The sequence below is a fragment of the Clostridium muellerianum genome (assembly GCF_012926525.1).
In the GTDB taxonomy this organism is placed as follows: Bacteria; Bacillota; Clostridia; order Clostridiales; family Clostridiaceae; genus Clostridium_AM; species Clostridium_AM muellerianum.
In genome coordinates, this window is record NZ_JABBNI010000014.1 from 114,394 (window position 1) to 127,274 (window position 12,881).

Annotated in this window: 8 protein-coding genes and 1 riboswitch; of the genes, 4 read left to right on the forward strand and 4 right to left on the reverse strand. The window is 29.7% G+C overall.

Annotated elements, in window-relative coordinates; translation table 11 throughout:
• Positions 1 to 188 precede the first annotated feature (188 nt).
• The 3 genes from HBE96_RS07990 to HBE96_RS08000 are packed head-to-tail and all read right to left on the reverse strand — an operon-like array spanning position 189 to position 6,252.
• On the reverse strand, positions 189 to 1,265 hold the full coding sequence (locus HBE96_RS07990) for an aldo/keto reductase (protein ID WP_169297237.1): 1,077 nt from the start codon (positions 1,263 to 1,265) through the stop codon (positions 189 to 191).
• Complete coding sequence (locus HBE96_RS07995; RefSeq protein ID WP_243186864.1) at positions 1,262 to 5,317, reverse strand: leucine-rich repeat domain-containing protein; 4,056 nt, start codon at positions 5,315 to 5,317, stop codon at positions 1,262 to 1,264. Before HBE96_RS07995 ends, HBE96_RS07990 begins: the two co-directional genes overlap by 4 nt.
• The gene (locus HBE96_RS08000) at positions 5,293 to 6,252 is read right to left on the reverse strand and encodes a tRNA dihydrouridine synthase (RefSeq protein ID WP_169297238.1); all 960 of its coding nucleotides are present in this window, start codon (positions 6,250 to 6,252) and stop codon (positions 5,293 to 5,295) included. Before HBE96_RS08000 ends, HBE96_RS07995 begins: the two co-directional genes overlap by 25 nt.
• A gap of 183 nt (positions 6,253 to 6,435) precedes the next feature.
• Between HBE96_RS08000 and HBE96_RS08005 the strand changes: the two genes are divergently transcribed.
• Both HBE96_RS08005 and HBE96_RS26655 read left to right on the forward strand, forming a co-directional pair.
• Positions 6,436 to 7,161, forward strand: coding sequence for a DUF1287 domain-containing protein (locus HBE96_RS08005; RefSeq protein ID WP_169297239.1), 726 nt, complete (start codon positions 6,436 to 6,438; stop codon positions 7,159 to 7,161).
• A gap of 109 nt (positions 7,162 to 7,270) precedes the next feature.
• A complete protein-coding gene (locus HBE96_RS26655) occupies positions 7,271 to 7,393 on the forward strand; it encodes a hypothetical protein (protein ID WP_281064337.1) in 123 nt (40 codons plus the stop codon).
• A gap of 100 nt (positions 7,394 to 7,493) precedes the next feature.
• On the opposite strand, the gene HBE96_RS08010 is transcribed toward HBE96_RS26655, so the two are convergent.
• Positions 7,494 to 9,026: a methyl-accepting chemotaxis protein gene (locus HBE96_RS08010; protein WP_169297240.1), complete on the reverse strand. Its 1,533-nt coding sequence runs from the start codon at positions 9,024 to 9,026 to the stop codon at positions 7,494 to 7,496.
• A 382-nt stretch (positions 9,027 to 9,408) separates the two neighbouring features.
• A riboswitch (M-box (ykoK) riboswitch) is annotated at positions 9,409 to 9,574 on the forward strand.
• A 219-nt stretch (positions 9,575 to 9,793) separates the two neighbouring features.
• On the opposite strand from HBE96_RS08010, the gene HBE96_RS08015 reads away from it, so the two are divergent.
• Positions 9,794 to 11,512 carry an ABC transporter permease gene (locus tag HBE96_RS08015; RefSeq protein WP_169297241.1) on the forward strand — a complete coding sequence of 573 codons (1,719 nt, stop codon included), beginning with the start codon at positions 9,794 to 9,796 and terminating at the stop codon, positions 11,510 to 11,512.
• 13 nt (positions 11,513 to 11,525) lie between these two features.
• Complete coding sequence (locus HBE96_RS08020; protein WP_169297242.1) at positions 11,526 to 12,827, forward strand: ABC transporter ATP-binding protein; 1,302 nt, start codon at positions 11,526 to 11,528, stop codon at positions 12,825 to 12,827.
• Positions 12,828 to 12,881: the final 54 nt, after the last annotated feature.

Consider the following 12,881-nt stretch of genomic DNA (forward strand, 5'->3'; position numbering starts at 1 on the left):
TTCCGCTGCTAGCAAATAATATTTTGCTTTAAGGAGTATTGTAGGAAAGGCAATTCTTTCAATAATATTATGAAACTGAAAATTTTTAAGTTCTTAATATAATATATATGTATTGAGATAAAAATAGAAGATAAAGGAGTCACAGATATAAAAAACAATAGCCAAATTTCGTGCTTTTATTGATTAAGTTATATAATAGAGTTCCTAATATGTTTTTTTACCAATTCTTTTATCATTTGTATGGTTTCAGGTATATTTATTTTTTGAGGACATTTTTTTATACATGACATATCTGTACACTTTTTACATAGTTCAGCACTTTCCTTTATATTGAGATCAAGTTTTCTAAGAGCCCAATAATCCTTACCAAGAAAATAGTAATTATATTGTCTAAAAATTATATGTATTTTAGTGCCATATATGCATTTGCATTTTTGACATCTGTCACATAGAATTGGAACAAAATTTTTTTCAAGCACTGATATTACTTGTGAAAAAGTAGGACAATTATAATCTTCAGGTTCTTTTAGCATTGCTGCATCCACTTGTTCATCAGTTCCTATACCTATTAATGCACTTGATATAGGATATGAAAGCACACCAGACAAAAGAGTTTTAATAGGGAAGAAGGCTGGAAGTATTCCTGCTGCATATACTTTATTTAAAATGAATCCTTTTTGTTTAAATAAAGGTTCTAATGCTATTCTATCAAGCATGCCTCTTTCAAGAATGTTTCCACTACCTTGAAGCACATCTACTCTCTTGTCTTTTGCACCTCTTAACAGTATGTCATAATAGTGAGTAGCAATTCCTGTAAATTTAATTTTACCTTCTGCTTTAAGTTCATTTAAGGCATCCATAGCACCGTATTTTCCAAAGGTAATATCTTCATTTTCTTCATCTACCTGATGTGCAAAATAAATATCTGCAAAGGTATCAAGATTTTTACAGGACTCATGAACCGCATTATACATTTCATCTCCGTTAAAAAATCTAGATTTATCTGATATAATAATTTTTTCTCTTCCTACTAAAGCTGCAAACTTGCCTAGTTTTATTTCTGCATCTCCATATTCAGGAACTATGGCAGTATCAAAAAGGTTACAACCAAGTGTAAAGGCATAGTTCATTATGTTTATAGCGGTTTTTTCATCAGGACTGAAATAGTCAGGTAGTACAGGAACATTTCCACTGAGTATAGGAATTGTTCCAAAACCTATTTCAGATACCTTAAGTTTAGTACCGCCTAAAATTCTGTACCTCATGATCTCCTAAAGCTGAAGGCATCATCCTTCACTGAAACATTTTTTGGAAGATTTTTAATATCTATTTTTGAGCACCAGGCAAAGGCTCTTGAATCTATTTTTTCAAGGTTTTCTGGAAAATTTATTTCTGTTAATTCATAACAAAAAGCAAAAGCTTCTTTTCCTATATTTTTAAGAGTGGAAGGTAGAGAAACCTTTTTCAAATTTTTGCATCTGTAAAATGCTTTTTCTGGAATTTCAGTAATGCCTTCTGGTATTTCAATATTTTTTAATGAGGAATATTCAAAAGCCCTCATTCCTATATACTCAAGGTTATTAGAAAGTTCAATGCTTTCTAATATATAGCAACCTGAGAATGCAGATTTTTCTATCTTTTTTATATTACCTGCATTTTTTACAGAAACAAGCCATTTACAGTTTTTAAAGGCACTTTTACCAATTGTGACAGTATCTTTAGTTAAGGTTATATGTGTAAGTAAATTACTATCTTCAAATACATTATCATAGATATCAGTGACACCTTCTGGCAAAACTAGATTGTTGATATTTCCTGTACATTCCACAAGAACATTATTTTCATCCGTTTTAAAGCAATTTAAACAATCCATAAAAATTTGCTTTACATTTTGGGGAAGCATTTCGTTTTCTCTATCCTGAATTTTTGTTAGTCTATATTCTTTTCCATCAGCTAAGGTTACTTTTTTTAAATTAATACAGTTCCTAAAAGCATATTCTTCTATAATTGTTTTTGAAGAAGAAAAGGTGATTTCTGTAAGATCATAACAATTAACAAAAGCCCAGCCAGAAACTATTTTTACATACTCTGGAATTATTATATTACCATGACAATAAGAAGCATCAATTAATATGTTATTTACAATTACCATAGGTTTAATAGACTTCTGTTTTTCTAACCACATTGTATTATAAAAAGCTCTTTCACCAATATATTCTACATCTTCAGATATATATACTTCTTTAAGATTCATTGCATCTTTAAAAACTTCATGTTCAATTCTTTTAATTCCTTTTGGAATATGTACTAAAGAACCTTTATTTATATATCCAAATAGTGAAAGATTTTCATCTATATTAAAGCAGCTCATTGCGCTATTATATATGGATTTTACTATGTTTGGAATATCTCTTTGAAAAATCACTAAATACTCATCTGTAATATACTTTTTATGGCCAATATATATTGCATTAATAGCAGTACAACCTGAAAAAGCATAACTACCATATTTCAAGCCTTCACCTGATAAAATTACTTCTTTTAAGTTTCCACAATCTTCAAAAGCATGGGAAGAAGCATAAGTGTTTTCGTTTAAGTAAATGTTTTTAAGAGAATTACAGCTGGAAAAGGCACTAACACCTATAAATTTTACATTGAAAAAATCAAAATTTTCTAGTGAAATACATTCGTTAAAGCAATTATCACCTATATATTGAAGTTTACTGCATTCACAAATTTTAAGAGCAGCACAGCCGCAAAAAGCTTCCTGCTTGAAAGATACTGTTTCCTGAAGTGTAACATCTTCTAAATTTGTACAGTATGAAAAGGCTCCTTCTCCTATAATTTCCGCACAGCCGCTGACCTTGGTAAGAGATACACACTTTTCAAAGGATTTTTTTTCAATAGATTTTATTGAAGGCAGAACAAGTTCCTTTATACTTTTACATCCACTAAATGCTCCAATACCTATAATTCTGAGGCTTTCTGGAAGTATTATACTAGTTATATTATCATTTCCTGAAAAAGCATAAGGAGAAATGCTTACTATTCCTTCAGGAACAATAACATCACCTGTACAGCATTTACCATCTACCAAAGTATTTGATATTATGATAAGTGATGAATTACTCCTTAAGCTATCTAAAAAAGCAGTATTTAAAAAAGCATCTGCTTGTATGTCTGGGCAATTTAGCTGTATATTATCAAGCTTTTTACAACCATTAAAAGCATTTTTACCTATATATATGGCATTTGATGAAGGAACTTGTTTTATAGAAGTACACCCATAAAATGCATTATCTGATATATGCTTAATTTTGCCTTGTGATTTTACACTTTCTAATGAAGTACAATAGGAAAAAACTCCTTCTTCTAATACAGTTACACCATTAGGAAGCACTGCATCTTTAAGTGAAGTACATCCACAAAAAGCTCTTGAACCAATTTGTACAAGAGAATTAGGGAAGTTTACAGACGTAATTTTTGTATTGCCATAAAAAGCACCTCCAGCAATGGCCTTTATTCCATCAGGAAGTACAATATTTCCTGAAAGTTCACTTCCATCTATAAATATATTAGATGCTGCATTTTCTGTAAGTTCTTTTATATAAATGCTATCTTCAAAGGCATTCCTGCCAATGTATTCAATGGTGGAAGGAAGATTTACATATTTAAGAGAAATACATTTAAATGCAAATTTGTCACCAATACTATTAACTCCTTCATCAAAAGTCAGCTTTCTAAGCTTGCTGCATTCTGAAAAGACATCTGTTCCACATTCTTTTAAATCGCAATTTATTGATGCTGATTTTACACCTGAGTATGTAAAAATGTTATTACCAAGCTTAACTAAGGATTTTGGAAGCGTTATTTCCTTTAAAGAAACACATTTATAAAAGGCCATATCACCTATACTTATTAGCTTTTCTGGTAGGTGTACATTTTTCAGGGAATTACATCCGTAAAAAGCTAAGCTAGATATTTCTTTAATATTGCTTCCAAATATCACTTCATTTAAATTTTTACATCTATTAAATATTGAGTTTTCTATTTTATTAAGTGATTCTGGCAATTTTACACGTATAAGCTTTACACAGTTTTCAAAGGCCGATTGACCAATATACTCCAGACCTTCTGGAAGTGTAATAGTTTGTAAAAGAACACAATCAACAAAAGCTTCCTCATGAATTTCTTTTATAGAAGCTGGTAAAATAACTCTGCCAATTATCTCATTACCTGCAAAGGCTTTTTCACCAATTACTGTTATACCTTCTGGGATTACTACTCTTTCTTCCTTTCCCCTATATTGCATTAAGGTTGTTCCACTAATAAAAAAGTTATTCAGTATTTGAGAATGAATTGTATGTATTATCTCAGGAAAATCTTCATTATATTTATCTGGAAGTCCTTTAAGTTCATAAGTGTTTCCATCAGATAATGTGATATATTTTAATGTTGTACAGTTTTTGAAGGCATCTGCATTTATAGTTACATCTTCACTAGCAAATTCTATTCTTTCTAAATTGATACAATTTCTAAAGGCTTTACTTCCAATATCTTTTAAAGTTTTAGGCAGTTTAACAGACACTATACCTTTTTTATCAAAAAAACAACTTTTAGAAATAGCAGTTATTCCATTAGGTATTTCTACATCTTTAACATTTATAAGAAATCTTAACAGCATACCATCTTCAATTTTCATCATTCTATATATATCAGTTGCAATTGCTTTAATTACTGGATGTATATTAGAATGTGAAGATATAATATCAATGACACTCTCAATATTGTAAGTTGTTCCATTTGATAAGATTATTTTTGAAATTTTACTGCAGCCTGTAAATACATCGCAAATGCATGACAAGTCCAAGTTATTTGAAACTTCTATTTCTCTTAAATTTGTGTCATTTGAGAAAACTTGCTTGCCAAGTTTTGTTACTCCAGGCATAGAAACTTGTTCAAGGTTATCACAATATAAAAATGCACAACTTTCAAGATTTTCAACTGTAGAAGGCAATTTAACACTATGCAATGAATGACATCTATGAAAAGCATATTCTCCTATATGGGTAAGCTTTGAAGGAAAGTTGATTTTTTTAAGTTTTCTACATCCTTTAAAAGCGTCGTCCATAATGTCTGTTATAGTTTCAGGAAGAATAACCTGTTCAATAGATACACATCCTTTAAAGGCACCTTTGCCTATTACCTTTACTTCCTTTGGAACTTCAACTAAAGTTTCTCTAAGTGTATATGTTTCTAAACCTCCATTTTGAATAATAAATTTATCTTCCATTAATCTTTCTCTCTCTCTTTGCAAAAAATTTCCTCTAGAATATCTCTAAGTTCTAGTATATTACCAGATTTGTATAGTTCTGTTTTATATTTATTGTTTCCTTTTTTTCCTCTCATTAAAAAAGAAGCAAGTCTTTTTATATAAGAAATTGTAAATGTGTCATCATAGTATTTGGTTGTCAAATCAATTTGTTCAAATATTATGGTGTGCTTATCCTTTTTAATTTTTTTATGTGTAAGTTCACTGAATATAAATGGATTTTCAATGGCATATCTTGCAATCATAATACCATCTGCGCCTGTAAGATTCATCATTTTATCAGCATCTTCCTTTGAAAAAATACCACCATTTGCAATTACAGGTATTCTAACCACTGATTTTGCTTGTTCTATTTGGTCAAAATAAGGAGTACCATGATACATCATATTTCTAGTTCTGCCATGTACAGTAATCATATCTGCTCCTGAAGCTTCACACATTTTTGCAAATTCTGCTGCAATCATTTCATCTTCCTTAATTCCTACACGGAATTTAACAGTAATTACTTTTCCACTTTTTTTACAGCCTTTAATGATAGAGGATGCTCTTTTTAAATCTCCAAGCAGTGCACTACCTTGACCACTTTTAAATACATTTGGTACTGGACACCCCATATTGATGTCTATTATATCAAATTTTGAAAAGTAATCACTTCTTGCCATTTTCTCCATTATCCTTGGGTCAGAACCTATTAACTGGGCAGCTTTTATTTTTTCTTTTGGCGTTGTAAAAAGTAGTTTTTGTGTTGCTTTATCCTTATATTTAAGTGCATTACAGTTTACCATTTCTGTATAACAGAGTCCTGCACCTAGTTCGCTGCACAAAATTCTAAAAGGATAGCAGGTGTATCCAGCAAGTGGTGCTAGAAGAACATTGCAGGGTATAATTATGTTTCCAATTCTTAATTCTTTTATTTCCAAGTGATATTATCTCCCTTACAAATATATCTGCTTAAAACAATTAAGCTTATATCTATTTTTTATATAAATGTTAATACTTATACTTTCTATTTAAAGTAGAATCTTTGCTTTGTTAATATTAAATAACATTGTAGTTATTTTTGCAAGCATGCTTTATAATAAAAGGGGGCAAGGAGGTAAAAAATGAGAAAAAAGCTTTTGATAATATTTTTAATTTTTATTTGTTTAATTACTATAGGTTTTAAATTTTTTGCACAGAAAAATTTGTCCTATAATAAAAATGCAACAAAGGAGCAAACCAAAAATACGACTAGTAAAAAAAAGATTGAAACAATTAATGAAAAGTTAAAGAAAAGAATAGTATTAATAAATTCAGACAAAGATAAAGATGGTATAAAAGATCAGGAAGATATAGTTCTTGGAGCAAGAAAAGAAGCAGATAAAAAAATAAAATACAGAGGAGATTATTATGTAGGGGGATATCCTCCAGAGAATGAGGGGGTATGTACTGACTTGGTATGGAGAGCTTTTAAAGATGCAGGATATAATCTAAAAGATATGGTAGATGAGGATATAAGAAATCATCCTGGTGATTATAAGAGAATTGAGGGGAAACCAGATCCCAATATAGATTTTAGAAGGGTACCTAATCTTTATGTTTATTTTAAAAAATATGCAGTAAGTATTACTACTGAGTTAAAACCTAATGATATAGAGAATTTGAAGGAATGGCAGCCAGGGGATATAATAACCTTTGATAATAGAGAACATATAGCTATAGTTTCTGATAAAAGAAGAGCAGATGGTATTCCATATATAATACATAATGCACCCCCTTATGCCAGAGAAGGTGACGAAATTATGTATTGGATGCCCAAAATAACAGGTCATTTTAGATTTCAAAAATAAGATTTTAAGAATTTAATGGATATGAATATAATTTTATCTGAGCTTAAGTATATATTACTTAGGCTCTTTTGTTTTGCTCATATAAATTTATAATGAAAGGTGGGGCAATATGAAAAAAGAGGATCTTTTAACAAAGAATAAGCTTACAATGGATGATCATACTGATAACTTAATTAATTTTTTGAATAAGTTAAATCTAAATTTAATAAAGTACAGTTTTAAAATTTGTTAAGGGTTAGAATTTGGTTTGTTCTAACCCTTGATTTTTTATACTTAATGTAACATGAAGCTGTATGTCTAATATTTCTTGGATTACCACAAAAGTTGGAAGCTTATTGCGAAATCAATTTGTTCATTTCAACTGCTATGTTTTTTAAGTTTTCCGCACTGTTTGTCAATTCTTCGCTTACTTCTGTAGTTTCATTTATAGATTTATCAACCAGATTGAAGTTTGATATGGTTTCTTTCATAGTTTGGAAAATATTATTGTTAAATGTAACAACATTTTGAGTTTCTCCTAAGAGAGTATTAGTCAAGTCGCTTATTTCCTTAATATTATGTCCTGAATCTTTTAGTCCAGTCAACATAATCTTTATATTTTCAACAGCTTTAGTTATAATAGCATCACCATTGCTTACTTTCTCTGAGTTTTCAATCATAAGGTATTCTACTTGAGTAACCTTTTCTTTAACTTCGTTAGTGATCAAAGTTGCATTATTCAAGGACATACCTGTATCTTCAGCAAGTCTTCTAATTTCATCTGCAACAACTGAAAATCCTTTTCCAAACTCACCGGCGCTTGCAGCTTCAATTGATGCATTTAAAGCAAGGAGGTTAGTTTGTTCAGATATTTGTTTTATTATAAGAAGTATCTCATCAATTTGTTTGGATTTTTTTTCAAGGATCTTTGTAGCATCAAGGGTGTTATCTATGCTGTTTTTTATACCACTTATGATAGTTAGAGTTTCATTTAAAGCTTCCTCATTTTTAATAGATAAATTAATTAAACTAACAAAATTAGTTTCAGTATCCTTAGCTTTTATAGATATAGATTTATTAGCATCTAAAAGCTGATTAAGTACTTTAGTATTTTCAGAAGAGTCCTTTAATATTTTGTCTGTATCTTTAGTAACAGATTGAGTAGTACTTGATATTTCTTCCATAGCTGCGCCTTCTTCTGAAGCTATGGATGCTAAAGATTCACTTGAACTTAATAAAACTTTAGCAAATTCGGTAGTTTTGTTAAATAAATTGCTTATACTATCATTATTTATTTTAAGTTCATTTTCATTTTTTTCAATGGTTTTTAATAATTTAGCTGCAAAGTAGGTAAAAGAAAAAAGTCCAAATGAAACAAGAAATATAGAAGTTATTCTAAGTATCAATTCTCTTAAAAAGAACTCATTAGGTAATATACAGGAATTTAAAGTAAATAACATAATTTCTGAGATAATACTTAATATAATAGCAGCTATATTAATTTTATTATCCAGAAATAGAGAAGTCAGTGTAATCATATAGAAAATGGTTACCCATAACTCTTTTGACGGAATCATAAAATTCATATATAAATAGTTTATATAACAAGCTATAAGTGTAACTATTTTCATATTTTTGAACATTTTAATATTCAATTTTTCATCTATAACTGTTAGCCTGTACATAACGTTAAAAATAAACATCTCTAAAATTCCTACTAAAAACAGACCAATTAGATAAGTCCATTTAACCTCGTTGTATAGTCCTAATAGTTTCATTACTGAAAACATTGAACCTGCTAGTAATGCACTTATGGAATATATAATTATTACAAATTTCAATGTTTGTACTTGATATTTAATTATAGTACTTGTATCAGTATTCATATTGTTAATCAACTCCTTAATTTGTTATCATTAGTATATTAATTACTGTTTTAGTTAAATTATAATAATAATATAAATTATACTATAATTTATATTAAAATCAATAAGGCATTTGTAGTAATGTGCATAATATGGTTGAATTATATATATTTTAGTGAGTAAATTTAGTAGCAAATTTATTTTTGCTTCCTAACTATGTTTTGTATAAGTTTGAATTTAGATATAATAAATTCACTAGATCCTAATGAAGATAAAACTTGATTTATATATTTTTTAACATAATACATGTAAAGTAAATTTGACAAAGAAAATGTATTTTTTTATTGACAAGCTAAGCATAAAAATTTATACTTACACAGTATGAGAAATTTAGATAAAATTGAATATGTATTGTTAGGTGAGGCTCCTATATTAGATACATGCTACTGCCCAAAAATATCGAAAGATGCCAATGGGTCAACAGGTACTACCGAATTAAGGTTTTACTTAATGTAGCTGAGTTTAACTCAAAGCTATATAGTGCTAAAGCTCAACGAAGGATATTTATAAGAATATTTATTTATTCGTCTTTGGAGTTTTTAGAGAGCCTTTTTTAGGGCTCTTTTATTTTTTACTTAGAAATTCAAGGTACTAATGTAGATAAGGTATTTAATTAAAGCTTATATAGACTTTATTTTATGAATAAGAAAGGCGGCGGTAATTATAATGAGTATTGAGGATGGTGGTAGTTATTGAGTAACAATTAAATTAAAGGAGAGTGGATTAAAATGAAATTAGAAAAAACAGTTATAAATAGAAAGCTTGGAGTACTTGATATAATTATATTTTTAATTATTGTATCAATATTATATTTAGCAATTTCTCCAGGTATAAAAGGAAATGTAAATACTAGTGGAATACAGGTTTCAACAGATATAAGAAATCTTCCAATGTACGTTTTGAAATCAGTTGGTAGGATGACAGGGGCTTACGTCTTATCTTTAATGTTTACTCTTGTGTATGGATACATAGCTGCACATAATGAAAAAGCTGAAAAGGTAATGGTTCCAGTACTGGATATTCTTCAATCCATACCAGTATTATCATTTTTACCTGCAGTAGTTTTAGGCTTAATAGCATTATTCCCTAGTCATAATATAGGTTTGGAATTATCTTGTATTGTATTAATATTTACTGGGCAGGCTTGGAATATGACCTTTAGCTTCTATAATTCTATAAAAATATTGCCTAAAGATTTAAAAGAAGCTTCTGGAGTATTTGGATTAAATAAATGGCAGAACTTTAAAAAGTTAGAAGTACCCTTTGCTATTATTGGATTAGTTTGGAATAGTATGATGTCTTGGGCAGGTGGCTGGTTCTTTCTTATGGCTTGTGAGATGTTTACATTAAAAGGTAAAGATTTTAGACTTGAAGGTATTGGTTCTTTCTTGCAAACTGCTGCAAGTCAAGGAGACAAGAAAGCATTAGCTTGGGGAATAGCTGCATTAATATTGGTTATTGTAGTTTTAGATCAATTATTTTGGAAGCCAGTAACCGTTTGGGCAGATAAGTTTAAAATGGAACTTACCGAATCTAGTGAAATACCTCGTTCATTTGTACTTACACTTTTGAGAAGATCAGTGATTGTCGAGTTTTTGATTGAAAAAGTATATGAACCTGTTGCAGAAAATTTAAATGATGCTATAGATAGATTTCTTGTAAAGCTTATGAGCAAAGAGAGAACTAAAGGAAAAAAAATAGGATTTACAGTTAGATGTATAGTAAGAGTATTAGTTTATGGATTGCTTTTGTATTCAGGATTTAATGCATTTAAACTATTAATGCATCTTTCCAAAAATGAATGGGGAAGGATACTTCCTTCTGTAGGTTATTCATTCTTAAGAGTTATTGCAGCTCAAGTTATAGCATTAATATGGACAGTACCTGTAGGAGTAGCTATAGGTATGAATAAAAAGGTAGCAAATGTTCTACAACCCATTATTCAGGTTGTAGCTTCAATCCCAGCAACTGCACTTTTTCCTGTAATTTTGATATATTTTATGAATAAACTTGGTGGATTAAATATTGCATCAGTGATTTTAATGTTAATGGGAACTCAGTGGTACATATTATTTAATGTAATTGCAGGGGCAATGTCTATTCCTGAGGATTTAAAGGCTGCGGCTAAAACCTTTGGCATTAAAGGATGGAAAAAATGGAAAGTTCTTATACTTCCTTCTATATTTCCTTATCTTTTAACTGGAATGGTAACAGCTACAGGTGGATGCTGGAATGCAAGTATTGTATCTGAATATGTTAACTTTGGTGGGAGAACTATATCTACTATAGGACTTGGAGCTCTTATATCAGAAGCTACAGAAAAAGGGAATTATCCTCTTTTACTTATAGCAACTATTATCATGTGTATTGTGGTAGTTGGTGTTAATAAAACTCTGTGGAAGAGATTATATATACTGTCAGAAGAAAAATTTAAAATAGAATTATAAAGGGGTGGAAAACATGAAGAACATAAAAGAATTTATAAAGGTTAAAGGAATTACAAAATATTTTGGAGGTTCAGATAAACCTACTTTAGAAGATATAAATTTAACTATAAACGAAGGTGAGTTCATTGCCATATTAGGACCATCTGGTTCAGGTAAATCAACGCTTTTAAGAACTATAACAGGACTAGTAGAATCAGATTATGGTGAAGTGGTTTTTGATGGTAAGAAAGTAACTGGAGTAAATCCATATGCTTCTATAGTTTTTCAAACTTTTGCACTTTATCCATGGCTTACTGTTCGTGAAAATGTTGAATTAGGACTTAAGGCTAAAGGATTTCCCAAAGATTATACAAGAAGAAAAGCTGAAGAACTTATAAGGCTTATAGGTCTTGATGGATTTGAAGAAGCATATCCAAAGGAACTTTCAGGAGGAATGAGACAAAGGGTAGGATTTGCAAGAGCATTAGCGGTAGAACCAAAGCTGCTTTGCTTAGATGAACCTTTTTCGGCACTAGACTTTTTAACTGCTGAAAATTTAAGAACGGAATTAGTTGATCTATGGCAGGAAAAAAGGATGCCTATAAAAAGTATAATAATGATCACTCATGGTATCGAAGAGGCAGTACTTATGGCAGATAAGATTGTAATGCTCAGCAGAAATCCTGCACATATAATTGCTGAGATTAAAATAGATCTTCCGCATCCAAGGAACAGAAAGTCACCGGAATTTGAAAAAATAGTTGATAATGTTTATAAGTTATTAATCAAAGGAAAAACTGAAAATAATGAAGAAAAGAAATTAAATAAAAGTGTGAGTTCAAACAAAGAAAATGGAGAAAAGCCTATTCAGATTCCAAATGCTCATGTTGGTGTGATGTCTGGTTTACTTGAACTTATAGATGATAATGGTGGTAAGATGGATATATATCAGCTAGGGGGAGACTTAATGATGGAAATAGATGATCTTCTTCCTAATATAGAAGGTATATCTATGCTTAACTTTGCAGAGGTAAAGGAAGGGGATATTTTTATAACTGAGCTTGGAAAAGAATTTGTAGAGTTAGATAAAGATGAAAGTAAAGAACTTTTTAAAAAGCAGCTGAAGGATATATCTACATTTCGATTAATAATGAATGTTTTAAATAATAAAAGGAATCATACAATGAAAGAAGAATTTTTTAAGGAGTTATTTAAGCAGCACTTTTCATATAATGAAATTGAAGGAATGATGGATATCATAATTGATTGGGGAAGATATGCTGAACTATTTACTTATGATCATGATTCAGAAGAACTTTATATACCATCTTTTTAAGATAATTTTTTAGGTTGATGGTTAAGAATAAGCTACACCTATAATCATCAATGT